The organism is Cohnella baijiui (genome assembly GCF_020731285.1).
Taxonomy (GTDB): domain Bacteria; phylum Bacillota; class Bacilli; order Paenibacillales; family Paenibacillaceae; genus Cohnella.
The window spans coordinates 26172-50636 of the sequence record NZ_JAJFOW010000037.1 but is presented as its reverse complement, the minus strand read 5'-3'; the positions used below and the strand labels follow the sequence as shown (position 1 = coordinate 50636).

Annotated in this window: 26 protein-coding genes and 1 other RNA gene; 16 read left to right on the top strand and 11 right to left on the bottom strand. The window is 59.7% G+C overall.

The annotated features are described in order from the left end of the window. The first annotated feature begins 8 nt into the window (after positions 1–8). A complete protein-coding gene (locus tag LKX83_RS25245; protein ID WP_227885607.1) occupies positions 9–932 on the top strand; it encodes a transposase in 924 nt (307 codons plus the stop codon). A gap of 465 nt (positions 933–1397) precedes the next feature. Here the strand turns inward: LKX83_RS25245 and LKX83_RS25240 are convergent, their stop codons facing one another. Then, entirely contained in the window at positions 1398–2552 is a 1155-nt protein-coding gene (locus LKX83_RS25240) for an MFS transporter (protein ID WP_227885606.1), read from the bottom strand. Next, complete coding sequence (locus LKX83_RS25235; RefSeq protein ID WP_227885605.1) at positions 2549–3889, bottom strand: multi antimicrobial extrusion protein MatE; 1341 nt, start codon at positions 3887–3889, stop codon at positions 2549–2551. The genes LKX83_RS25240 and LKX83_RS25235 overlap by 4 nt, the downstream gene beginning before the upstream one ends. A 175-nt stretch (positions 3890–4064) precedes the next feature. On the opposite strand from LKX83_RS25235, the gene LKX83_RS25230 reads away from it, so the two are divergent. From LKX83_RS25230 to LKX83_RS25210, 5 genes are all read left to right on the top strand, one after another. Beyond that, a complete protein-coding gene (locus LKX83_RS25230) occupies positions 4065–4394 on the top strand; it encodes a hypothetical protein (RefSeq protein ID WP_227885626.1) in 330 nt (109 codons plus the stop codon). Between the two features lie 30 nt (positions 4395–4424). Continuing rightward, on the top strand, positions 4425–5501 hold the full coding sequence (locus LKX83_RS25225) for a tetraprenyl-beta-curcumene synthase family protein (protein ID WP_227885604.1): 1077 nt from the start codon (positions 4425–4427) through the stop codon (positions 5499–5501). Positions 5502–5515: 14 nt separating this feature from the next. Then, positions 5516–6484, top strand: coding sequence for a 6-phosphofructokinase (pfkA, locus tag LKX83_RS25220; protein ID WP_227885603.1), 969 nt, complete (start codon positions 5516–5518; stop codon positions 6482–6484). A gap of 1 nt (position 6485) precedes the next feature. Next, a complete protein-coding gene (locus tag LKX83_RS25215; RefSeq protein ID WP_227885602.1) occupies positions 6486–6683 on the top strand; it encodes a DUF3906 family protein in 198 nt (65 codons plus the stop codon). 104 nt (positions 6684–6787) lie between these two features. Then, positions 6788–7342: an NADPH-dependent FMN reductase gene (locus LKX83_RS25210; RefSeq protein WP_227885601.1), complete on the top strand. Its 555-nt coding sequence runs from the start codon at positions 6788–6790 to the stop codon at positions 7340–7342. Between the two features lie 93 nt (positions 7343–7435). Here LKX83_RS25210 and LKX83_RS25205 read toward each other — a convergent pair whose 3' ends face one another. Then, positions 7436–8623, bottom strand: a complete 1188-nt coding sequence (locus tag LKX83_RS25205; protein WP_227885600.1) for a putative glycoside hydrolase — start codon at positions 8621–8623, stop codon at positions 7436–7438. A 133-nt stretch (positions 8624–8756) separates the two neighbouring features. Further along, on the bottom strand, positions 8757–9587 hold the full coding sequence (locus tag LKX83_RS25200; protein WP_370639131.1) for a YitT family protein: 831 nt from the start codon (positions 9585–9587) through the stop codon (positions 8757–8759). A 198-nt stretch (positions 9588–9785) separates the two neighbouring features. Between LKX83_RS25200 and LKX83_RS25195 the strand changes: the two genes are divergently transcribed. The 4 genes from LKX83_RS25195 (at position 9786) to LKX83_RS25180 (ending at position 12973) form a co-directional block, all read left to right on the top strand. Next, positions 9786–11390, top strand: coding sequence for a degradosome RNA helicase CshA (locus tag LKX83_RS25195; protein ID WP_227885599.1), 1605 nt, complete (start codon positions 9786–9788; stop codon positions 11388–11390). 82 nt (positions 11391–11472) lie between these two features. Continuing rightward, the gene (locus LKX83_RS25190) at positions 11473–12234 is read left to right on the top strand and encodes a YesL family protein (RefSeq protein ID WP_227885598.1); all 762 of its coding nucleotides are present in this window, start codon (positions 11473–11475) and stop codon (positions 12232–12234) included. A gap of 92 nt (positions 12235–12326) precedes the next feature. Then, positions 12327–12509: non-coding RNA, 6S RNA (gene ssrS, locus LKX83_RS25185), on the top strand. 80 nt (positions 12510–12589) lie between these two features. Continuing rightward, complete coding sequence (locus LKX83_RS25180) at positions 12590–12973, top strand: DUF1499 domain-containing protein (RefSeq protein ID WP_227885597.1); 384 nt, start codon at positions 12590–12592, stop codon at positions 12971–12973. Between the two features lie 89 nt (positions 12974–13062). On the opposite strand, the gene tpx is transcribed toward LKX83_RS25180, so the two are convergent. After that, complete coding sequence (gene tpx, locus LKX83_RS25175) at positions 13063–13581, bottom strand: thiol peroxidase (protein WP_227885596.1); 519 nt, start codon at positions 13579–13581, stop codon at positions 13063–13065. A 107-nt stretch (positions 13582–13688) separates the two neighbouring features. On the opposite strand from tpx, the gene LKX83_RS25170 reads away from it, so the two are divergent. After that, a complete protein-coding gene (locus LKX83_RS25170) occupies positions 13689–14294 on the top strand; it encodes a rhomboid family intramembrane serine protease (RefSeq protein WP_227885595.1) in 606 nt (201 codons plus the stop codon). A gap of 22 nt (positions 14295–14316) precedes the next feature. After that, on the top strand, positions 14317–15219 hold the full coding sequence (locus LKX83_RS25165; protein WP_227885594.1) for a LysR family transcriptional regulator: 903 nt from the start codon (positions 14317–14319) through the stop codon (positions 15217–15219). 95 nt (positions 15220–15314) lie between these two features. On the opposite strand, the gene LKX83_RS25160 is transcribed toward LKX83_RS25165, so the two are convergent. Together LKX83_RS25160 and LKX83_RS25155 are read right to left on the bottom strand one after the other, a co-directional pair. Next, a complete protein-coding gene (locus LKX83_RS25160; protein WP_227885593.1) occupies positions 15315–15998 on the bottom strand; it encodes a zinc metallopeptidase in 684 nt (227 codons plus the stop codon). 65 nt (positions 15999–16063) lie between these two features. Next, a complete protein-coding gene (locus tag LKX83_RS25155; RefSeq protein ID WP_370639130.1) occupies positions 16064–16531 on the bottom strand; it encodes a MerR family transcriptional regulator in 468 nt (155 codons plus the stop codon). A 386-nt stretch (positions 16532–16917) separates the two neighbouring features. On the opposite strand from LKX83_RS25155, the gene LKX83_RS25150 reads away from it, so the two are divergent. The 3 genes from LKX83_RS25150 to LKX83_RS25140 are packed head-to-tail and all read left to right on the top strand — an operon-like array spanning position 16918 to position 20171. Next, a complete protein-coding gene (locus LKX83_RS25150; RefSeq protein ID WP_227885591.1) occupies positions 16918–18297 on the top strand; it encodes an ammonium transporter in 1380 nt (459 codons plus the stop codon). A 51-nt stretch (positions 18298–18348) separates the two neighbouring features. Further along, entirely contained in the window at positions 18349–19428 is a 1080-nt protein-coding gene (locus LKX83_RS25145; RefSeq protein ID WP_227885590.1) for a DUF294 nucleotidyltransferase-like domain-containing protein, read from the top strand. A 5-nt stretch (positions 19429–19433) separates the two neighbouring features. Then, entirely contained in the window at positions 19434–20171 is a 738-nt protein-coding gene (locus LKX83_RS25140; RefSeq protein ID WP_227885589.1) for an exonuclease domain-containing protein, read from the top strand. Here LKX83_RS25140 and LKX83_RS25135 read toward each other — a convergent pair. The 3 genes from LKX83_RS25135 to LKX83_RS34495 form a co-directional block, all read right to left on the bottom strand. Further along, positions 20168–20620, bottom strand: a complete 453-nt coding sequence (locus tag LKX83_RS25135) for a M67 family metallopeptidase (RefSeq protein WP_227885588.1) — start codon at positions 20618–20620, stop codon at positions 20168–20170. The genes LKX83_RS25140 and LKX83_RS25135 overlap by 4 nt on opposite strands. Positions 20621–20687: 67 nt before the next feature. After that, positions 20688–21998, bottom strand: coding sequence for an MFS transporter (locus tag LKX83_RS25130; RefSeq protein ID WP_227885587.1), 1311 nt, complete (start codon positions 21996–21998; stop codon positions 20688–20690). A gap of 142 nt (positions 21999–22140) precedes the next feature. Then, positions 22141–22281, bottom strand: a complete 141-nt coding sequence (locus LKX83_RS34495; protein WP_370639129.1) for a hypothetical protein — start codon at positions 22279–22281, stop codon at positions 22141–22143. On the opposite strand from LKX83_RS34495, the gene LKX83_RS25120 reads away from it, so the two are divergent. After that, positions 22214–22720, top strand: a complete 507-nt coding sequence (locus LKX83_RS25120) for a TlpA family protein disulfide reductase (RefSeq protein ID WP_370639128.1) — start codon at positions 22214–22216, stop codon at positions 22718–22720. The two genes, LKX83_RS34495 and LKX83_RS25120, sit on opposite strands and share 68 nt — an antisense overlap. 90 nt (positions 22721–22810) lie before the next feature. Here LKX83_RS25120 and cimA read toward each other — a convergent pair whose 3' ends face one another. Further along, entirely contained in the window at positions 22811–24424 is a 1614-nt protein-coding gene (gene cimA, locus LKX83_RS25115; RefSeq protein ID WP_227885586.1) for a citramalate synthase, read from the bottom strand. Between the last annotated feature and the right edge of the window lie 41 nt (positions 24425–24465).

The following is a 24465-nucleotide window of genomic DNA, read 5'->3' as shown; positions in this document are numbered from 1 at the left end:
CGATGACGGTGGAGGAGCAGATCCATTCGTTCGAAACGTCGCATATGACGGAGGAAGCCTGTGCGGAGGCTTTGTATCGTGCGAAGTGGCCGAATGGCTTCCGCTGCCCGGCGTGCGCCCGCCGAGCGCATTATGTCATACGCACCCGACGGTATCCGCTTTTTGAATGCCTCCACTGCTCCCAACAGACGTCGTTGATCGCCGGCACGATTATGGAGGGGACACGTACGTCGCTTCGCAAGTGGTTTACAGCCATCCGGTTGATGTCCCTTGGCATTAGTGCCAAGGAGCTGATGACCCGGATCGGCGTGACTTACAAGACGGCCTGGCTGATGAACCACAAGCTGCGCCATGCGATGATGCAGGCCAACGGGCGATTGCAGTTGTCGGGTCTTGTCCAGATCCAGGAGGAGATTTACGCGGGCTCTCATTTTCTGTCCAGTTCGATTTCTCACGACAAGGATCAACCGATCGTTGCAGGCGCTGAACTTCAGAACAATGGAGAATTGTCCGCGCTGATCATGCGACAGGTCGGACGTCTCTTTTGTGCATGGCGCTATCCGGGACGCGCAGCGTGCGAACACTTTGCGGCACAGCACGTATCTCCGGCCGCGTCCGCCGTCCTGATCACGCCGCGTCCTTCCAAGCAGCGCTCCCCGGCATTGCGGGTTGTTTTCCGCCAGGCATTTCGATGGCTCAGCGATACCTTCCGCGGCATCGGCCCCAAGCATCTGCAGGCATACTTGGACGAATTCTGCTATCGCGTCAATCTCATGGCCGGGGCGGATGACCACATGACCCCGCTCTCCAAGCTTTGCGCGTCGACCGTCACCGTGACATACCGACAGTTGATCCGCCGCCTTCCCTTTACTCATCCTGCCGGACTGTTTCACACGCCTTCGCAGCCAATCGTACGTGGGAGGGTTGCTTGAGTTTGGCGGCTTTCGTGCCGGGTTGAGACTGCTCGCCTTTCTCCTCTTACCGTCATTTACTTTCTACAAGTCCCATTTGTGCCTGGGTGTTTCATTTTTTTGCTTCTCGCACTTGCAATCCAGGGTGCCATGTCGTGTTGCCGTTCTGGCGAAAGGGTGCCTCTTAGCGGTGAAAAGGAAAGACGGTTCGGGATGATACGAGTTAATTGTTCGGGAAAATTGAATAGAAAGAGTACTTAAGTAAGTAATGGAACGCCGTTATTTGGAATCGCGCCTGGAATACACAACATAAGCTTTTTTTTGAAAAGCGTCCGATGATCGTGTTTATTGCGAAGTTCCTGAGCGAAGGGGATATCGTGTAAAAGACGGAATATGGAAGTGTGCCGTATTTTCTGAAAATGCGAAGACTAAACAATGGAAAGAGAGCGCCCAATTCAAGGAGCGCTCTCTTTTCGTTGACGCAGGTTAAGCACGCCGAAAATGGACGTAGAGAAAACCGATGGCCGCAGCGAATGCGAAACCGGAGCCGACGCGGAAGACGGAGGCAAAACCGAAAGCGTCGTACAGCCAGCCGCCCATCGTACCGGCGATCAGTCCGGCGATGCCGGTCCAGACGACGCCGAACAAGGCTTGGCCGGAGGAGCGAAAGTCATCGGAGATGATCGACTGCAAATAGCGCAGCGCGGTGACGTAATAGATGCCGAACGTCACGCTGTGCATCGCCTGGATGACGACGAACCAAGCCGGCTCATGAATGAAGCTCAGCATGGCGAGCCGGATCATGTACATCGTGCTGGCGATGGCGAGCAGCGGAATCTCCTTGAAGCGGTGGCCGAACTTGGCGAGCAGAAAAAAGATCGGGATCTCGCTGGCGGCCGAAGCGAGCCATGCGCCCCCGATGAGCGAATCGCTCGCGCCGAGCTCGCGCATGGCGACGGCGAGGAAGCCTTCGTTCATCCGGTGGGCGACGGACACGAGCGCGACCAGCCCGAAAAAGGCGAGCGTTTCCTTGCGCTTGAAAATTGCCCATAGACCGCCGAATGCAAATTTGCTCATCTTCGTTTGGAAATCGGCAATCAGGAGCGAGAAGACGAGCGAGACGATAACCGTTCCGAGCGCGAGCCAGAGCGTCCAGTCGGAGCCGATCTGCTTGAGCAGCAGGCCGAACAGCAACGAGCAAAGCGCAAAGCCGAGCGACCCGAACATCCGGATCGAAGGGAAGCTCCGGTTCATGCGGCTCGCGGCGAGGAGCGTCATGCTGTCCATCATCGAGTTGACCGGCGTCTGAAACAAGTAAAAGAGCGCCATCAGGATTGCGATCGCCGTGAATTCCCGCTGCGGAAGCAAGAGCGCGAGCGCGATCAGCTGCCCGAGGAAAATGATGTTCAACACGCGGCGAAGCCCTCGCAACTTGTCGCTGACGATGCCCGCGAGTAGGTTGGCAAAGATCGAGAGCATCGGACCGATAGAGTAGACGGCGCCGATCTGCAGCTTGGTAAAGCCGATATCGTCGAAGTAGAGCGGGAAAAAGGTCACGATCAAGGTTTGCGTCGCATAGTTGAAAAAGTGCAAGCTTCGAAGATAGCCGATTTGCAGCGAGGGGCGATTTTCTTTCTTCATGCGTCCAATTCTCCTGTTGCGGTTTGTTTGGGGGCGCTCCAACCTTCGGCTTTCATCGCCCGTCTAAACAGCCAGACAAGCAGGAGCAGCTCGGCCGCAATGCCGCCCGACTGGGAGAGCGAGCCCAGCGTGCCCGTCCAGTCGGGGACGGACAGGGTGAGTACGACGATCAGGACGGTCGTCAGGATGGCATTGGCCGTCTGGGAGCCGAACATCAGCTTCGTCTGTCCCTTGGAGAGGATGATACCGTTCAACGTATCCAACCAAGGGAAGATCAGGACGAACGGCAGAAACCCGCGCAACGCATGGATGCTGGCATCCAGCAGACGATCCTCTACGCCGATCAGATGGACGAGCAGCCATGGCCCGGCCGGCGTAAAGGAAAGCGTCGCGACGAGGATCGCCGGCGTGAAGCCCATCATCAAGACAAAGCGTCGTACCTGGTCTGGGTCTGTACGGTAAAACTGCAAGGCGATCTGATGGAAATACGTAAAAAAGCCGAGGCACAGGTTCATCATGCTGCCGGCGATGGCGAACGAAGAGATCGCGAGCGTGCCGTGGTCCGTATGTCCGAGCAGCGCGTTCAGAATCGGCGGCACCCAGACGACGATGAACGAGGAGAACAGCAGCGGACTGTAAAACTTCAATATTTGCCGCGGGCGCTCCACCTCGCACTCGGGCGAGCGCTCGGGCAGCCGCTTCGCGAGGCTGCGTCCTTCGAGCCAGCTGATCGCGGCTTCGATCATCATGCCGAAAACGAAGATGATCGCGCCTTGCTGAGAACTCGTCACGCCTCGATGGATGATATATTGCGAGAGCAAAAACATGCCAGTGAGTCGGAAGACCATACCGATCGTCAACCAGCGGGTATGCATTTTATAAATGATGACGCCCTGAAAGAGGCAGCGAAAGCCGGAGAAAATGCTCAGGAACATCAAAACGTGATAAACGTTCACCGCCGCGTCCGCGACGTCCGCTTCCGCTCCATAGACGCCCTTGAAGACCCAGTGGCCGACCGGCGTAAACGCGATCATGCCCCCGAAAACGAGCGAACCGCCGAAGACGATGAAGGCGACTTTCAAAATCGCCCGGTACGAGACGCGGTCCCGTACGAGCGCGGAGCAGGTCTCTCTGAACAGCACCGCCGGCCGTTCGGTAACGGAGAGCAGGCTCATGGCCGTTGCGTAGCCCGCGATAATGAGCTCGGGATTCTGTGCCCGGGCGAGCGTACCGTTGATGATGACGTGCGATAGATTAATAAGCAAGGCCGAGATGCCGAGCGGGATAAAAAAGAGAAAGAGGCGCGATAGCGAGACCGGCGCGCGTTGCTGCGACAATGAAGTCATCTCCTTAATGTGTACTCGGCTATTATAGCAGGTCTGGTCCGTACGGGGGGCGGTTACCGGATTCTTTTTTAAAGGAAAGGGCTAGTTACTGGATTTAGCGTGGTCGAAATGATAAATTAGAGGATGATGTATCGTTCGAAGTTGGAATAGGAGAACATCGGTGAAGATGGTGAGCGGGTTGCGGACGCACTTTGTCCATGACGATCGTCTAGGCATCGATCTGCCGAAGCTCGAACGCCCATGGGAGCTTATCGCTCCGGAGCTGCAAGCCGCGATCATCGCGCATTGGGAGGTCGTTCGGGGACAAATCCCGGACCGGATCTTCCGGTTGGAAGCGAGCATCCGGGCGAAGCAAGGCGAGCTGGACGCGGAAGAGGACTTTCGGACGGCATGCCGCCTGAACGGCGAGATCGCGGAGCTCGCGAGCCGGATCAACGACCTTCAGATCTGGTATCGCATCCAACAGGATATGGAAGAGACCAAGCGTCACAGCTGAGTGTCGCTAGCAGGTGGAGGTACCGCTGTGATGGATTATGAGTTGCTGGCGGGTCGGTCCCCCCGCGGACCCTTTTCCCTCATGGTCCGCGTCTATAAGTATATATTGCCCGGCGTCAAGGAAGCGCTCGCCGGCTGGCGGAAGGTCGCGGAGGCGATTCCCGATCCGGAGCTGCGCAAGCAGGCGCTCGACAGCATGACGGACAAGGAATTCCACTGCATCGGTGGCGCCGTCTACGCCGCCGCGAACTTGGAGCGGCGGGACGTGCTGATTCCGCTAATCGTCGCGCTGCAGACGATTAGCGATTACCTGGACAACCTGTGCGACCGGAGCACTTCGCTCGACCCGGACGACTTCCGGCTGCTCCATCAGAGCATGCTGGACGCCGTGACGCCGGGCGCGCCGCTCTCCAACTATTACGCCTTGCGTACGGAGCAGGACGACGGCGGCTATCTTGGCCAGTTGGTGCAGTGCTGCCAAGCATGCGCGTCCCGGCTTCCTGCGTACTCGCAGGTGCAGTCATATGTCCGAGAGCTCGTTACGCTGTATGGAGACTTGCAGGTGTACAAGCACATCTCCCACGATTGCCGGGAGCGGGAGCTGCTCGCCTGGTGGGAGACGCACGCGCATGCGTATCCGGGGCTCAAGTGGAACGAGTTCGCCGCGGCAACCGGATCGACGCTGGGGATGTTCATGCTGTTCCTCGCCGCGAGCGACGAGAAGCTGTCGCCGAAGATCGGCAAGGATATCCGCGAGTCGTACTTTCCGTCGATCAACGGGCTCCATATCCTGCTCGATTATTTAATCGACCAGGCGGAGGACGAGGTGGGCGGCGATCTGAACTTCTGCAGCTATTATGACAGCCAGGAAGAGCTGGATGACCGGCTGCAGCGAATGGTCGGCGCGGCGCGGGAGTCGGCGGACCGGCTGCCGTTTTCGCGGTTTCACCGGATGATTGTAGAGGGTCTCGTGGCCTTGTACTTGTCCGATCCGAAGGTGAAAGGGCAGCAGAGCGTTCGCCGGACGGCCCGGCTGCTGATGAAGGGAAGTCCTTGGACCAGGGTGTTTTTCTGGCTGAACAGCCATTTGATACGCAAAGCAATGTAAAGGGGAAGAACAGGATGAGCGCAGTAAAGAAGATTGCGGTTTTGACGAGCGGCGGAGATTCGCAAGGGATGAACGCGGCGGTACGCGCCGTCGTGCGGAGCGCCCTGTACCGGGGCCTGGAAGTATTCGGCGTGCAGCGGGGCTATCAAGGCCTCCTGAACGAGGATCTGCGCCAGATGGATCTGCGCAGCGTGGGCGATATTATCCAACGCGGGGGGACGATTCTGCAGACTGCCCGCTGCAAGGAATTTTTGACGCCGGAAGGGCAGCAGCGCGGCGCCGAGGTGCTTCGCAAGCACGGTATCGACGGGCTTGTCGTCATCGGAGGCGACGGTTCCTATCAAGGCGCAAACAAGCTCAGCAAGCTGGGCATCAAGACGATGGGCCTCCCGGGCACGATCGACAACGACATTCCGTTTACCGACTTCACGATCGGCTTCGACACGGCGGTCAGCATCGTCGTCGACGCGATCAACAAGCTCCGCGATACGATGACGTCGCACGAGCGTTCCTCGGTCGTCGAGGTCATGGGCCGCCACTGCGGGGATATCGCGCTGTATGCGGGGCTGGCGAGCGGCGCCGAGTCGATCCTCGTGCCGGAGGTGCCGTTCGATATCCGCGAGATCTCCCAGCGCATGAAGGAGAACTTCCAAAACGGCAAGCGCCACAGCATCGTGCTCGTGGCCGAAGGCGTGGGCCGCGGCGAAGACATCGCCCGCGACATTACGGCGCACAGCGGCATCGAGCCGCGCGTGACGGTGCTGGGCCACATCCAGCGCGGCGGAGCGCCGACCCACAACGATCGCGTCCTGGCGAGCCAGCTCGGCGACTTCGCGGTGCAAAAGCTCGAGGAAGGCGATTCCGCCAAGGCGTGCGGGATCCTTCGCGGCGAGCTCGTGACGACCGACATCGACAAGGTCGTCTCCACCAAGAAGGCGTTCAACATGGACTTGTACAATCTCGCGATCCGGCTGGCGCAATAACATGTACCTCTACAAACTGGAAGCCACGATCGGGGAGCGTGTCGTCACGCTGATTGTGATGGGCGACTCGGATGTCGAAGTATTGGAGAAGGCCGAAGTGCATATCGAAAAGCACTTCGTCGGCAAGCAGGACGTCCGCGAGATCGTCTTGCTTGAGAAGCGCCGCGCCGTCAAGGGCGCCGCGTACGTCATCGAATAAAGCGAATTCGGAACGGGGCTGCGATTTTTTTTCGCAGCCCCGTTGACTTTCTTTTACTTTTCATACTATATTGTATGTAAAGTTTAGAAAAGGAGCGAATTCCTATGCGAATTGTAATCGTCGCGGGCGGCAACCACCGCTCCTCCGCCAGCACCCGCTTGGCCCGTTATGCCGGCCGGCTGCTGGCCGAATCCGGACATCAAGTCCAAGTCTACGACCTCTACGAGCATCAGCTTCCGATTTTCTCGCCGGAATCCGAAGACGAGCCGGAGAGTGTCGCTCGCCTGCGGCAGGCCGTGAAGGGTGCGGACGCCGTGCTGCTCTCCACGCCTGAGTACCATGGCAGCGTGTCCGGCGCGCTGAAGAACGCGCTGGACTATCTGGGCAGCGACCAGTTCGAAGGCAAGCTGACGCTTGCCCTCAGCGCCTCCGGAGGCGCCGTGGGCGTTAGCGCGCTGACGCAGCTGCAGATCATCGTGCGCAACTTGCACGGCATCAACTGCCCGGAATGGATCTCCATCGGCGGGGAGCAGCGCGCGTTCGACGAACAGGGCGTACCGGTTCATGCCGCTGTTCAGCAGCGGGTGGCGCGCGTGCTGGACTACTTTGTCGGCATGGCCGAGCGGCTTCTGCCGCGGGAGGTTGGCGTACAGCGGTAATAGGTACGCCAAGAGGCGCCAACGCAAAGAGCGGCTGGACCGGGAAAGCCCGGCACAGCCGCTCTTGCGATGAAAAAGAATGGATCAGTTCGGTCAGTAGTCCACGCCGGGCGTGTATTTATTGCCGGCATTCCACAGCAAGTATTCGGTCACGCCGCTGTCGGCGAGCGCTTTGATCTGCGCCTTCACTTCGGCGGCGCCGTACTTCGTGTAGTGACCTTTGCCCAGCCAACTGGCGGTGAAGTCTTGGATCCAAGGCCGAATGAGCGGCTTGTCTCCGCCGATTGCGCTTAGTTTTTTGTGCGTATCGTCCATCGCCCCCTTGATCGTCGCGTACGGCGCCAGATCCGGATTGGCCTGCTTGAACCAGCCTGCGCTGTAGTGGCTCGGATAGATCATCGGGCTGATGACGTTGACGGCGGACGAGATCTTGACGAAGTCTTGACCGATGCCCTCCGCGGCGGGAACCGAGGCGGCGTACCCGAAGATGTCGACCGAGACGCGGACGCCGAGCGGCGCGAGCTGCTCCTGCGCGTACTTCACGAAGCCGGCCACAACGTCCACGCGGCTGTCGGCGGTTTTGGTGAACTTGAGGTCGTCCGCCTTTTTCTCGAAGCCTTCCGGGAACCGGACGTAGTCGAATTGAATTTCCTTGAAGCCGAGCTTGGCCGCTTCCTTCGCGATCGCGACGTTGTAGTCCCACACTTCCCGCCGATACGGATTGACGAAGCTGTCTCCTTTGCCGTTGGCCCAGAGGGTGCCGTCTTTTTTAACGTAGGACAGCTCGGGATGCTTCTTGGCCAGGACCGTATCCTTAAAGACGACGATCCGGGCGATCGGGTACACCTTGTGTTCTTTCAGCGTGTCCATGAGCCCGCCGATGTTTTTGATGAAATTTTGCGGCGTGCCGAGCTTCTGCAGCTCCGGATTGTCGGTCTTGTAGGTGATGCAGCCGTTGTCGTCCTTGATATCGATGACCATGGCGTTCAGCGCCGTCTTGTCGATCAGGTCGAGCAAGGTCGACATGCGCTCTCCGCCCGCGCTGTACGCCGTCACGTAAATCCCCTTCACCCCCGGCGCGTCCGGCTGCGGATCGCTCGGCGCCCGCGCGTCGCCGGGCTTGTCCGTTTCGCCTGGCAGCGTGGTGCCGGCTCCCTGCTCTTCCAGCTGAATCCCGCGGGCGGCCAGCTTCCACACTTGGCCGAGGTCGTTCGGATGCTCCTCGTGCGTGCCCGCAGCCGCGGCGCGCAGTAAAAGGAACAAGGCAAGCAAAATATCCATTTTTCAATCTCTCCCCGTATGCTCATACAACCCGATTATAAACGAGTTCAAACAAGGGAGACAGGGGTAATTTGTAGGATCTTGGGGAACCTTTGCAAAGCGGGGAAGGGGTCTCTCGCGCGAGACAAAGCCGCTATTTGCGCCGGAACTCGCCGATCACGTCGACCGTCTGCACGACGTTCACGAACGCTTTCGGATCGAGCCCGCGGACGAGCTTGCGCAGCTCCGCCAGCTCATAGCGGGAAGTAACGGTCATGAGCATGTCCCGATCCTCGGCGGTGAATGCGCCCTTGGTTTTCAGGATCGTCACGCCGCGCGGGAGCTTAAGCAGCTCGGCCGCCAGCTCCTGCGCGCAGTTCGTCACGATGAACGCGGTCACTTTGCGGTGGGGCGTGTGGAGCGCGTCAATCACTTTTCCCGTTAGGAAGATCGCCAGCATAGAATAGAGCGCGGCATCCCAATTGCGATTAAGCAGGCCGAGCGCGATGACGACGCTGCCGTTCAGGACGAAGATCAGCAAGCCGACCGGCAGATCCCGCCGGAGAGAGATGATCGAAGCGATGATGTCGAAGCCGCCGGAGGAGCCGCCGAATCGCAGCGCCGCCGCTGTCCCCATCCCGATCAGGACGCCGCCGAAAACGGCGGCCAGCAGCCGCTCGTCGGTCAATGCCTGGATCGGGATCAGCTGCATGAACGCCGATGCGGCGGCGACCGACACGATGCTGTACACGATGAAGCGCCGGCCGAGTTCTCGCCAACCCCACATGAGAACGGGGATGTTCAGCACAAGATAAAGGATGCCGATGTTCCAGCCCGTCGCGTAGCCGATCAGCATGGCGACGCCAGACAGTCCGCCGCTGATAAGCTGCTCCGGGATCAGCAGCAGCTGGAATCCGCAAGCGACGGCGGCCGACCCCGCCACCATGATGCCGATATGAACTGCGTCCGTCGTTTTGATCCGCACCGGGGAACACCTCCACGGAAGTTGCCGGCATAGCCGATAGCGGTTATCGTTCCCTGCGTTTCCAATGACATTCGATCGAACTGGAGTTTGTGGCGGTGAGTATGTTATAATGATCTGTATATTTTTTTGGAAGCCGTTAGTTGATGGCCCGGCACCGTTAGTTGATGGCCCCATACACAGAAGGAGTATGAAACCAATTTGAGTAAATTTACAGATTTCGGTTTGGAGGCGGACGTTCTTCAAGCCATTTCGCAACTCGGGTACGAAGAAGCGACCCCGATCCAAAGCCAAGCGATTCCTGTAGCCCTTAGCGGACGCGACATGATCGGTCAGGCCCAGACAGGCACCGGCAAAACCGCCGCTTTCGGGATTCCCCTAGTTAGCAAGATCGCAGCGTCCGAGGACCGCATCGTGACCCTCGTCATGACGCCTACCCGCGAGCTCGCCATCCAAGTCGCCGAAGAGATCGAGAAGCTCGGCCGCTTCAAGGGACTGCGCTCCCTGGCGATCTACGGCGGACAAGATATCGGACGCCAGATCCGCGGCCTGCGCCGCAGACCGCAGATCATCATCGGGACGCCCGGACGTCTGCTCGACCATATCAATCGCAAGACCATTCGCCTGGACGACGTTCAGACGGTTGTCCTGGACGAAGCCGACGAAATGCTCGACATGGGCTTCATGGACGACATCCAGTCGATTCTGAAGCTGGTGCCCGAAGAGCGCCAAACGCTGCTGTTCTCCGCGACGATGCCGGCTAACATCCAAAAGCTCGCGCAGCAGTTCCTCCGGAACCCGGAGCACATCTCCGTCATTCCGAAGACGTCGACCACGAGCAGCACCATTCAGCAATTTTATATCGAAGTTCAAGAACGGATGAAGTTCGACGGCCTCTGCCGGTTGCTCGACATGGAGCCGCCGGAACTCGCGATCGTCTTCGGCCGGACGAAGCGCCGCGTCGCTGAACTGTCCGAAGCGCTCATGAAGCGCGGCTACGCAGCCGACGGCCTGCACGGCGACCTCTCGCAGAACCAGCGCGACGCCGTCATGCGCAAGTTCCGCGACGGCAGCATCGCCGTGCTGGTGGCGACCGACGTGGCCGCCCGCGGACTGGACGTCTCCGGCGTGACCCACGTCATCAACTTCGACCTCCCGCAGGATCCGGAGAGCTACACCCACCGCATCGGCCGTACCGGCCGCGCGGGCAAGGAAGGCACGGCTTGGTCGTTCGTGACGCATCGCGAAGCCGACCACCTGCACTTCATCGAGCGCGTGACGCGTTTCCGCATCCAGCGCAAGGCGCTGCCGACGACGGCCGAAGCCAGCGAAGGCAAGCAGCGCGTTATCGCCGACCGACTGCTCGAAGCGGTAGGCTCCGACGAAGGCGACATCGAGCAGTTTAAAGGCATCGCAGCGCAGCTGCTCGAGCAGCACGATTCGGTCGAGCTGTTGTCCGCGGCCATCAAGCTGCTGGCCGGCGACAAGAAAGACGTCGCTGTCGAGCTGACGCCGGAAGATCCGATTCGCTCCAAGAAGCGCAAGTTCGACGGGCGCGGCGGCGGCGGCGGCTACGGCGGCCAGCGCCGCAGCGGCGGCTATAGCGGCGGCCAAGGCGGACGCAGCGGTTACGGCGGCCAGGGCGGACGCGGCGGCTACAGCGGCGGCAACCGCCGTCCGTACGGCGAAGACCGCGGACGCCGCGAGGACAGCTATCGCGACGGCCCGCGCGGCGGACGCTCCGATAATCGCCGGGACGACGCCCGCAGCACCCGTTCCCACAACGAAGATTTCGTGAACATCTAAACGCTGACTTTTCACGGCGGCATCCGGTGCGCGCGCGGCTTACGGCCGTGCCGCACCTGCCGCATATTCAGGAGGAATTCCCATGGAAATGCGCGGCATGATGGGCGGGTTCTACAAGATCTCGGAATGGATCATGCGCTTGTCCGTAACGAACGTGCTGTGGGTGCTGACTTCCCTGCCGGTCTGGTATTTTCTTATCCTGCTTTTGAGAGCGTCTACAACGGACGAATTTGTCGCGATTCTCGTCCCGATCTGCGTGCTGCTGCCGTTCACCTGGTTCCCGTCCACGGCGGCCATGTTTTCGGTCGTGCGCAAATGGGTGATGGGCGACACGGACGTGCCGCTGTTCAAGACGTTCTTCCGCAGCTACAAGCAGAACTACCTCCAGGCCATGCTAGGCGGTCTGCTCTACGCGGCGATCTTCGCGGTGCTGGTCGTCGACTACCAAGTGTACTTGAAGCGCATCCCGAACCTGGGCGTGCTGTCGATCCTGTTCCTGGCGCTGATGGTGCTGCTGGTCGTATCCCTGTTCCAGTTCTTCTCGCTGCTGTCGCACTTCCACATGAAGACGCTTCAGCTGATCAAGAACGCCGTCATTCTCACGATCGGCCGGCCGCTGCGTTCGCTCTCGACGGCGATCGTATGCGGGTTTATCGTGTTCATCAGCATGAGGTTCACCTTCCTCATCCCGTTTTTCATGGGCAGCCTGATATCGCTCTTCGCGTTTTACAACTTTTATCTGACGATCCAAAAGATGCAGGCCGCCGCCCAGACGGAGGACGAGCAGCTGCCGATCGAGGATTCGCCGACGAAGGACGAGGAAAAGCCGTCTTCGAAGTCCTGATGGACGTGCCCGTTTACCGCATGGCCCGCGCCTGATCCGGGGATCGCCCGGCGGTCCGGTTTACTTTTTCCGCCGCCCTGTATATAATGGTTATCATCCTGCTGTGTTCGTGACGACGACACCTTGTTTTGAACCAATGCTGTTTCTAAGGGAGTCTTACATTGCCAAGCGGCTGACATGCCCTCGAAAGGGGACGCCAAATGCAAGGCTGCGGACACCCACCTGCGAGAGCGGGTTCAGAAACAAGCACGTCGAACGGCATAGGCGGGTTTTTTCCTGAAATGGCTTTAATCCCCGGGACGGGCATGGTATGATTGTAGATAGCGCATGGTCACCCGGAGGGAGAGAACGTATTTTGCTGAAGCGAATACTCGTCGGATTGTTTCGCAGCCAAGAACATACGGGCGACAAGGCGAAGGATCCGAAGTTGAAATCCCATTACTACCGACTGTCGAAGGACAGAGCCTTCGAAGAGGTCGGCTCCGTTCTGAAGAAGATGCAGGGCTATCGCGTGCTTCACGAGGTGCCGAACATCGGGGAGCTGGTCCTGGAGAAGAGGACGATGGCCGGGAGGACGATGGACATCACGGTGCAGATCGTCGGGACGGGCCCAGGCACGTCGGCGGTCGACATCTACTCCGCATCCCGCGGCTCGCTGGGGGATCTGGGCGCGAACTACCGCGTCATTCAGGAGATTTACGGGGTGCTGGACAAGAAGCTGTCCTCGTACAAACAGTAATCCAACTTACGTTCGAAAATAAAAAAAGCGAGGATAGGCGCTGGGCCTGCCTCGCTTTTGTTGCATGTTCGGTCCGGTAAAGCTTCGGATCACACCAGTTGGCGAACCGCGGCGACGGCCGCTTCGTAATCCGGATGCTCGGTCATTTCCTTCAGCACTTCGACGTACGTGATCTTGTCGTTCGCGTCGACGACGAAGATGGAGCGGAGGTCGAGGCCGAATTCCTTGATCAGGACGCCGTACGCTTTGCCGAAGTTGTTGTCCTTGTAATCGGACAGCATCACGACGCGATCGACGCCGGCGGCGCCGCACCAGCGCGCTTGGGCGAACGGAAGGTCCGCGCTCACCGTGAGGACGACGACGCCGTCGCCGAGCTTGGAGGCTTCTTCGTTGAAGCGGCGGGTTTGGGCGTCGCAGACGCCGGTATCGATGGACGGCACGACGCTGATGAGTTTGACTTTGCCAGCATAATCTTTAAGGGAGACCGTTTCGAGCAGGTTTTTGTTCAACTGGAAGTCGGGCGCCTGATCTCCGGATTTCAGCTCCGGCCCGATCAGCGTGATGGGATTGCCTTTGAACGTTGCGACGTTTGTGCGTTCTTGGCTCATGCGTTCATGCCTCCTTCAAGGTTTGGACTTGCCGTTAATATTATAAGGTTCGATCTTCCGCTTGTCCAATTTGCACCAATCGGTCGCAGCAAGGAGTGGCATCCGCATTGATATTTTTGCGCTACGAAAGCTTTCGCCAATATCTCAGACTGTACCCGGTCACGGCGCTGTTGATCGCGGCCAACATCGTCCTCTTCGGCGTCGAGCTGGCAACCGGCGCGCTGCGCGACGACGAGGCGCTTCTTCGTCTGGGCATGCTTACCAACGTGGCCGGATACGATCAGCTCTGGCGCTATGTCGCCGCCTTGTTCCTTCACGGGAGCTGGGAACATATCGTCTTTAATCTGTTCGCGCTGTTCGTGTTTGCCCCGCCGCTCGAGCGCATCTTCGGGCATGCGCGCTACGCCGTCTTCTACCTCGTCTCCGGCGTCCTGGGCAATGCCGCGGCCGTCTTCCTCGCGACGGGTCAGTGGTACGGCGTAGGCGCCTCCAGCGCCATCTACGGCCTCTACGGCGCGTACCTGTACATGACGGTATTCCAGCGCCGGTTGCTGGATGCCAGTTCGCGGACGACGGTCGTCGGCATTTTGGCGGTCGGGCTGATCACATCGTTCCTCATTCCCCATATCGCTTATTGGGCGCATATCGGCGGTTTGGTAGCCGGGTTTATCCTGTACGGTCCGATGGGCAGCCGCAACCTCGCTCGTCGATAAAAAGAAGAAGGGGGCTCGGGGCGTGGAGCTGAGACAATTGCAATATTTCGTGCAAGTCGCGCGGCTGCAGCATGTGACCAAGGCGGCCGAGGAGCTGCACGTCGCGCAGTCGGCCGTGAGCCGCCAGATTCACCGCCTCGAGGAAGAGCTCGGCGTGCGCCTGTTCATGCAGCGCGGCCGCAACGTCCAGCTCACGCCAGTCGGACAGTTGTTCCTGAAGCGCGCGGAGACGATCCTGCACGATCTGGATCGCGCGGTGACGGAGATCCACGAGTTTCTGGATCCGGAAGTCGGCGAGATCCGGCTGGGCTTTCCGCACAGTCTCGGCATCCACCTCATCCCGCAGGTGATCGCCTCCTTCCGGAAGCTGCATCCCAACGTCAAGTTTCGGTTTCGCCAAGGGATGTATCCTTCGCTCATCCGCGACGTGGTGGAGGCGGAGATCGACCTGGCGTTCATCTCGCCATTCCCGGAGCGGCATGAGCAGGTGACGGGGGAGGTGCTGCTGACGGAGGACCTGTACGCGATCCTCCCGCCAAACCACGTGCTTGCGACCGAAGATTCGATCCATCTGAACCAGCTGAAGGACGACACGTTCGTCCTGTTCAGCAACGGCTATTCCCTCCGTCCGCTCGTCTGGGACGCCTGCCGGTCCGCGGGCTTCGTGCCGATCATCGGCTTCGAGGGCGAGGAAACGGATACGATCCGCGGCCTCGTGGCGGCGGGCATGGGCGTCAGCTTGCTGCCGGAAATGGCGCTGTACCATACCGGCTCCATGATGCCGGCCATCGTGCGGGTGAGGGAGCCTCGCGTGACCCGCACGATCGGTCTCATTAGGCGCGCGGGGGAGAAGCCGGCCACCGTCGTGCAGCTGTTCCACACTTATTTGATCGACTACTTCAAAAACCACTACAAGATCTGGTAGGGGGAACCGAGCGCAAGTTCGCGCAACCCGAAAAAAAGGCCGATCGTCCGCAGCGGAGACGCTGGAGACGAGCGGCCTTTTTGGCGTTCGGTCGGTTAATCGCGGTTGCTGTTCGTGAAGATCAGGATGTAGCGGACGAGCTCGAGCAGCGACAGCAGGGCGGCGGCGACGTACGTGAGAGCGGCCGCGTTCAACACTTTGGCGACGCCGCGCTCCTCGTGATTCGTAATGAACCCTTCGGAGACCATGAGCTCGCGCGCCCGGTTGCTGGCGTTAAACTCGACCGGCAGCGTGACGAGTTGGAAGGCGACGGCCGCCGAGAAGAAGACGACGCCGAGTCCGATCAGGTTCGTCATGGCGAACAGGATGCCGGCGATAAACAGGAACGGCGCGAGTCCGGAGGCGAAGCGCACGAGCGGGAACATCCGGTGGCGCAGGACGAGCATCGGATAGTGCTGCTGGTGCTGGATCGCATGACCGACTTCGTGGCAAGCGACGGAAACGGCCGAGATCGACTGCTCGTAGTAGACCGGCTCGGACAGCCGAACGACCCGATGGATCGGATCGTAGTGGTCGGACAAAGCGCCTGGTACAGGCTCGATCGGGACGTCGTGCAAGCCGTTGCGGTCGAGCATGCGTCTGGCGGCTTCGTAACCGGTCAAGCCGCTCGCGACGCGAACCTCGGACCATTTGTTGAATGTGCCCTTCACCCGGAATTGCGCCCATAGCGACAACAGAAAGGTCGGGATAATCAAGATGTACATCCAGTTGGCATTCATATCGCGGTAACCTCCGTTGAATAAGGGTTGGCGCTATTCGCTGCAGAGGCGGCGACGGGAAAAGCTTACATGAGGTTGCTCTTGTTCAGCAGCAGGAGCAGCGCTTCGATGCAAGCCGCGGTCTGCGGCGAGATCGCCCGAAACAGGCGTTTGGCTTGCTGCGGCTTCAACTGTTCGAGCACCGGCTCCAGTTCCTTGACCTCCCGCTCGAGCTGGGACAAATGCGTATGCAGATCCACGAGCTTGCGGGAGACTTGTTCGCTGGGGGTTACCCGGTTCAGGGCGGCGAATTGCTCCCTGATCTCCTCGAGCGAAAATTTTTGCGCCTTTAACAATTCAATACGGCGAATGCGATCTAAGGTTTCATCATCGTATAAACGATAATTGCCGCCAGAGCGCTTGACGGGGGACAGCAAGCCGATGCCGGTGTAATAATCGATCGTTCGCGAACTAATTCCCGAGAGCTTGGCCAGCTCACCGATCTTGTACAGGTTGCGCGGGGATTCCGAATGTCCGTGGCGCACGCTCCTCACCTCCTTCTTGGAAGATCCGTAAAGCCATCATACTCAATCCGCAACCGTACAGTCAAACGTTATGCTTGCCTAATCGGTTGTCCCCATACGCAGGCACAGAAAGGGGGGAGTTAAGTTGAAATGATACAAAATCTAACATGAGATAGGGCTGACATTTGATTGAAGAAGGCGTCTTTCCAGAAATCCGATCGAATGGGCTAATAATCCTACGAAAAGTCGTCAATATCTTAACATTGAGGACAAACGAACGATTCAATGTTAGATATTTGGCGTAAATTCCGTACTTTTATAGAAAGATCTTATTGTCAAATCGTGAACTTCTTACTATAATGACATCAAGGCTTTCTTAAAATGTTATGAAACATTACATTCAGGGAGTGGTCGGCTTGATTAAGAAGAGTTTGATCGGACTTGGCGTTTTACTTGTATTATTCCCGACGATGGCATTCGCAGCGGATGAAGGTCCTTCGGCCGTGACGCTGGACATGGGCCTGAACGCCCTGTGGATCCTGGTGGCCGCGATTCTCGTCCTTCTGATGCAGGGCGGGTTCATCCTCCTGGAAACGGGCTCGACGCGCATGAAGAACGCGGGCCACGTCGCGGGCAAGACGATCTTCACGGTCGGCCTCGCCTCGCTGATCTACTGGGCCGTCGGCTACGGCTTCGCCTTCGGCGGCGACGCTGGCGCGGGGTTGAACAAGTTCATCGGCATCGGCGACTTCCTGTTCAATCCGTCGATCCTGGCGGGCGAAGGCGACTCGTACCCATCCACGATCTTCTTCGTTTTCCAGCTCGCGTTCGCGGCGGTCTCGCTCTCCATCGCTTGGGGCGGATTCGCGGAACGCGCCAAGCTGTCCGTCTACCTCATCTTCACGATCGTTTTCACAGCGGTCATCTATCCGATTATCGCGCACTGGATCTGGGGCGGAGGCTGGCTCGCCGAAGACGGCTCCCAGGACTACGCGGGTTCGACCGTCGTACATCTGACGGGCGCCATGGCCGCCTTCGCGGCGACGATCCTGCTCAAGCCGCGGATCGGCAAGTTCAACAAAGACGGCTCCGCCAACGAAATTCTCGGCCACAACCAAGTGTTCACCTCTCTGTCCGTCCTGCTCCTGTGGGTTGGCTGGTTCGGCTTCAATGCGGGCAGCGCGGTATCCGTCGGCGAAGGCTTCTTCGGTTACGTGGCATTCACGACCCAGCTCGGCGCGGCCGGCGGGGCCGTAGCGGCGATGCTCATTTCCTGGCTCGTCAAGGGCAAAGCCGACATTCCAACGATGCTAAACGGCGCGCTGGCCGGATTGGTCGCCATCACCGCCTCATGCGCATTCGTTGAGCCCTGGGCGGCGGTCGTCATCGGCCTGATCGCGGGCGTGCTGGTATTCCTGGTCGCGCAATTTTTCGAAAAAGTCCGCGTCGACGATCCGATCTCCGCGTTGTCCGTGCACGGCGCGGCAGGAATCTGGGGCACGCTGGCGAATGGTTTCTTCGCGACGCCTAAGCTCGTCGAGCAAGTCGGCATAGGCAAGGCCGGCCTGTTCTACGGCGGCGGGGGCGGGCAGCTGTGGGTGCAATTCGAGTCCGTCGTTGTGTGCGGCGCGTTCGCGTTTGCGGCTTCCTTCATCGTCCTGTGGGTCGTGAAGAAAATCGTCGGCCTCCGCGTCTCCGAAGAGCAAGAGATCATCGGTCTCGACCTCAGCGAACACGGCAACTACGGTTATCCGGAAGCCATGAAAAAAGCGGGACATACGACGACGTCGGTCTAAGTCGGATACGCGAAACGTTCACCGGCGTACATTCAGGGGGGAAGAGACCGCATGTCCAATCTCCATGGGGAGAAGCGGTTGCCCGATATTACCGGCGCCGGCAGTCTCGAGCAAATGCGAAACGTACGCGAAGCCGAACAGGAACGCCTCGCGGCGTCCCTGTCCGATGCTTCCGCGATCGAGGTCATCGACGAATTAAACGGGCTTCACGACGCTCTGATGCGAAAAGCGCTGGCGTTCGCGGAAGCGGAAGCGGCACGGCTGGGGCATGGCGCCCCTCCCGTGCCTTACGCCTATTTATTGTTCGGAAGCGGAGGCCGCCGGGAACAGACGGCCGCTAGCGACCAGGACAGCGGAATCGTATACGCGGATGCCGACGGTCCCGTCGAGGCCGAGCGGGCCGAGACGTTTTTCCGCATTTTCGGCGAGCTGGCCGTCCGCCACTTGATTGCGCTTGGCTATCCGCCCTGCGAGGGCAACGTCATCGCGTCCAATCCCGAGTGGCGCCAGTCCATCTCGGCCTGGGAAAGGAAGCTGGATGCCTGGTTCGCGGAGCCGTCTTGGGAGAACGTGCGCTACCTGCTCATCGTCGCGGACGGGCGGTGCCTGGCCGGGGACCGGGAGCTGGCGGATCGGCTGAAGCGCCGCTTTTTCGGCGGCCTGGTGTCGACGCCGGTGTTGGCGCGCCGGATGATGGAGAATACGCTGCGGCACAAGGTGCTCGTCGGCGTGTTCGGCCAGCTGCTCGTCGAGCAGTACGGCCGGGACGCGGGCAGCTTGGATATCAAATACGGCGCCTATATCCCGATGGTGAACGTCTTTCGACTGTTGGCGATGCAAGCCGACATTCGCGAAACCGGGACGCTGGCGCGCATCGAGGCGCTCCGGGAAGCGGGACAGGTGTCCGAGGAGACGGCCCGCGAAGCGACCGAGGCGTTCGGCTTGTTGTTGCGGTTGCGCCTGCTTTCGATCGCCCGCAGCGAGGATGGGCAATGGATCGGCACGGGCAAAATCGCGGCCGCCCAGCTCGACGTCGCGCTGCGGGCGCCGCTGAAGAAGGCGCTGAGGCTCGGAAGGAAGCTGCAGCGGCAGCTGGAGAAAGAAATGCAGCACCGCTTCGGCGGGAGGTGAATCGCATGAAGGAGCCCAAGAGCCCGATGGGGCGCATGTGGCATCTGTACAAAACGGGCGGGATCACCCCTGCGATCGCCTCGATGCTGGGGTCGTCCAACGCGCAGCAGATGGCGTTCATCCGGTCGATGTCACGGGACCAGCGCAAGGAGTCCCCGCTCGAGATGCCGCTCGCCGAGATGGAGGCGGTCGTATTCGACCTGGAGACGACCGGCTTTCATCCCTACAACGGCGACGAGATCCTGTCTATCGGCGGCGTGCTGATCCGCGGAGGAGAGCTGCGGGAGGCAGAGCCGTTTTACCGGCTCGTCAATCCGAGGCGCAAAATCCCGGAGATCATCGTGGAGCTGACGGGCATCACCAACGAGATGGCCGAGGACGCACCGGAGCTGATGCAAGGGTTGCACGACTTTCTGGACTTTATTGGCAAACGGGTGCTGATCGCCCACGGCAGCGGCCATGACAAACAGTTCCTGAACGCAGCGCTGTGGAAGACGTCGAAGGTCAATCTCACCCACCGGGTGCTTGATACGATGATGATCGCCAAATGGCTGGAACCGCGGCGCAAAAGCTACGGCCTGGATGAATTGCTCGAGAGCTACGGCATCGAGGTCACTTGCCGGCACCACGCACTGCACGACTCCGTCATGACGGCCAAGCTTTGGTTCGCGTTTTTGGAGCAGATCCGGGCCAAGCAGGTCGTTACGCTTGGAGATCTGTACGCTTATTTGAGCAGACACTAAACCGAATTCTGGCGGCCGGGTCGGGAAAGCGATGGCAGCGCCAGATCCCGCAGCTTTCCGTCCGGACGAAGGGCATAGGCGCGAACGGCGGGCGCGTCGCCGGAAGAACCGACGATCCAATACGTCCCCGAGCCGTCCCATCCCGCCAGGTCAGCCGCGCTCGGGTACGGCTCGCCGCGGGGATGAACGTGAAAAAAACCAACGATCTCGCGTTGGTTTTTTTGCGTTTCGCTATAGATCCGGACCCATTCCTCCGGCGCAAAACGAAACGACCGGAGCGGATCGGCCGCCACGTTACGAAGCAAGATGAACCGCTGCGCGAGAACTTCATCGCCAGCGCGTTTCCCGACGATGACGCCGCATGCTTCGCTCGGGAGGCGAATGCGGCAAGTTTCGACGAGATCCCCTAAAAGCTCGGGCTGGACGGAGATGCTGCGAATCGTAGTCACGGCAGGTGCCCCTTTTTCCGATGATCGTATCGACTCCAGTATGCCTGACACGGCTTGGTTCGGCAAGCTATTTGACCTGCTTGTCGGGCTTGACGAAGAAAAAGACGAGCGCCAGCGTAAGGAGCGACAGGCAGGAGACGGTAATGAACACCGTCCGGTGCGAAATTTCCATCATCCAGCCGAACAGCGGCGGACCGAAAGCGACGCCGAGAAACCGCAGGCTGCTGTAGAGCGAAGTGATCATGCCCCGCTCCGCTTTGTCCACGACGCCGGTAATCATCGTCGTCAGGCAGGGGAGCAGCATGCCCGTGCCGATGCTGCTTGCGGTCAGCAGGCCGATGAAGACGTACAGATTGTCTTTGTTCAGCCAGATCGCCAGCCCCAGCGACACGGCCATCATCGCGAGGCCGATGTTCATGAGCCAACGGATGAGCACGCCGTTTTTGCGGATGACGCTTCCGGTGATGTAGGCCGTCGCGACCATCCCGAACAAGGGAATCGCCAGCACGAACCCTTTGGCGACGCCGTCGATGTTGTATGGCTTTTGCTCGAGGATGTTGGACAGAAAAAACAGCACGCCGAAAAGAATGAACATGGCCGTCGATCCGGCCCAGAACGAGCAAATGAGCCATCGGCCGTGTTTCTTGAACAGTTCTCCGATCTTGCGAATGTATGGCTTCAGCGCCACCGGCGGAGCGGTCCGCTTCGGCTCCTTGATCAAAAACAGGACGGCGACGAGCGAAATGACGCAAAACACCGGAAACGAAAAAAAGACGGCATACCAAACGATGAGCGCCAGCAGCGAGCCCAGAATCGGGCTGATGACTTTGCCGGAGCCGTTGGACGCTTCGATCAGGCCGAGCGCTCGGCTTTCCTCCGCGTCCTTGTACAGGTCGCCCACGAGGGCCATCGCGATCGGCGTCGTCCCGGCGGCCGCGATGCCCTGGATCGCGCGGGCGGTCAGCAGGAAGGCATACGAATGCCAGAGAGCGGCCATCCCAGAGAGGATACCGGCGATGCCGTACAGGATAAGAGCGGGGATCATGACGGCTTTGCGGCTGAACCGGTCGGACAAATATCCCGCGATCGGGATGATCAAGCCCGCCGTGACGGAGAACAGCGTGATGACGAGGCTGCTCTGGAACGAGCTGATCTTCAGCTCCCGCATCAGCGTCGGAAGAATCGGAACGATCATGGAATTGCCGAGCACGAGCACGAGCGGCACCGATGCGAGCGCGGCATATTCGAGCACCTTGCGCCTGCCGCCGGAAACGCCTTTTCCGGATGCGCCGCCGCTTGCCCGCGCGGAAGCGGGCCGCGTTTCCATCTCGCTCGTAAACGTGACGTTCAGTTTGGATTTCGCTTCCGAGGTAGCCATCGGGCGCCTCCTTGTCGGAAATGGACGAACACAGCTAATGTGCCCGATCCCGAACGAACGCATGCGTCGCAGTCCTTCCGCGGGTTGGAATCCGGCGTGCGGTGCGGTATGATGGAGGGGAGAAGGGTCAAGGAGAGAGAAATCATTCCATGAAACGCAATATCACCATTTTAAGCATCGTCGTCGTCGCGATCGTAGCCATTTTGGCTTGGAATTTGTTCGCCCGTTCGGACTCGAAGGAAGCCAATCCAAGCGGAACTTCTCCGTCCGCGGCGGATGCCAAGCCGATCGTCGGCTCGGCGGCGCCCGCGTTCGCCTTGTCATCTCTGGACGACAGCGTAACCTACGAGGTTGGCGGAAAGCGCGGCAAGGTGCTAATCGTGAATTTCTGGGCATCGTGGTGCTGGCCTTGCGAGCAGGAAGCGCCGGACCTCATCAAGCTGTACGAGAAGTACAAGGATTCCGTGGACCTGTACGCGGTCAACGCGACCAAATACGATACGGTCCGGGGCGCCAAAGACTTCGTGAAAGAGCAAAAGCTCCCGTTTCCGGTTATGATGGACAAGGAAGGACAAGCGGGGAGCGCGTACAAAGTGTTCTCCTATCCGATCAGCTTCATCGTGGATCGGGACGGCATCGTGCGGGATCGAATCGAGGGACCGCAATCGCTGGAAAAGTGGGCGGAGATGCTCGATCCGCTGGTTAGCGGGACTTCGTCCTAAAGCCCGCCGAGCTCGCAAAGAAGCCTCAGTCCCGCGGCAAACGGGCTGAGGCTTCTTGGTTTGGGTGCGACAAGCGGACATATCATCAGGTCAGTGATTCACCAGTCCGAGCGTTTCGCGTGGCGCTTCCGGCCGGAAATCGCTCTGCTGCATGCCGAGGAGCGCATACCGGATACTGTCGATCAGCGCCTCCCAGCTTGCTTCAATCACGTTGGACGAGACGCCGACCGTGCTCCACGTATCCTTGAAGTCGGTCGATTCGATCAGCACCCGAACCTTGGCGGCAGTCGTGTCTTTTTCGTCTAAGACGCGGACCTTGTAGTCGGACAAGTGGATGCCGTTGATGCCTGGGTAAAACTGTACGAGTGCTTTTCGGAGCGCATTGTCGAGGGCGTTGACGGGGCCATTGCCCTCGGCGACCGTATAGACCTGTTGATCGCCGACGCTCAGCTTGACGATAGCTTCGGTCTGAATGCCGGTGCCTGCTTTTTCCATCAGGATCTTGAACGATTCCACCGTGAAGACGTCGATCGTATCTCCGTAGGCATCCCGCAGCAGCAGCTCCAGCGAAGCGTCCGCGCCTTCGAATTGATAGCCCTGATGCTCCAGGTCCTTGATCTTCTCGATCACGCTGCGCGACTTGGCGTTGTCGGTGCTGACCGTGAGGCCCATTTCCTGCGCTTTGGACAAAATGTTGCTCTGGCCCGCCAGCTCCGAGACGAGCACGCGCTGCTTGTTGCCGACCAGCTCCGGCGCGATGTGCTCGTAGGTCTTGGAGTCCTTCAGGATCGCCGAGACGTGGATCCCGCCCTTATGCGCGAAGGCGGCGGTGCCGACGTACGGCTGATTTACCGGCAGCACGACGTTGGCGATCTCGCCGACGTAGCGGGCGACCGACGTGAGCGTGCGGAGCTGTTCGTCCGAGATCGCCCGGTATCCCATCTTCAGCTGGAGCGTGGGGAGGATGGAGCACAAGTTGGCGTTGCCGCAGCGCTCGCCGTATCCGTTGATCGTTCCCTGGATCTGCCGTGCGCCGGCGGTGACGGCGGCGAGCGTGTTGGCGACGGCGAGCTCGCAGTCGTTGTGCGTATGAATGCCGATCGGTGCCTGGATGAGGCTGCCGACCCGCGAGACGATCTCCTGAATCTCGCTCGGCAGCGTCCCGCCGTTCGTGTCGCAGAGCACGATCCAGTCGGCGCCGGCTTCCTTAGCCCGAGCGAGGGCGGCAAGCGCGTATTCGGGATTGGCCTTGTAGCCGTCGAAGAAATGCTCCGAGTCGAAGATCGCTTCCATGCCGTGCTGCTTGACAAATGCGATGGACTCGCCGATCATGGCCAGATTTTCTTCGAGAGTCGTCTGCAAGGCCGTGTGTACATGAAAGTCCCACGTCTTGCCCACCAGCGTCGCCGCTTGAGCACCGGATTCCACCAGGTTCCGCAAATTCACGTCCTGCTCGCAGAGGCTGAGCTTGCGGCGGGTACTGCCGAAGGCCGTCAGCTTCGCCTGCAGCTTCAGCTCCCGGGCGCGCTTGAAAAATTCGATGTCCTTGCTGTTGCTGCCCGGATTGCCGCCTTCGATATAGTGAACGCCCAAGGCGTCGAGCTTCAGCGCGATCTTGATTTTGTCCTCCGCCGTCAAACTGATGCCTTCGCCTTGGGTGCCGTCGCGGAGCGTGGTATCAAAGATGCTGATGGAAGTGGTCATGTAATACGTGATGCCTCCTAACTTTAATGCACTGCGGTGAC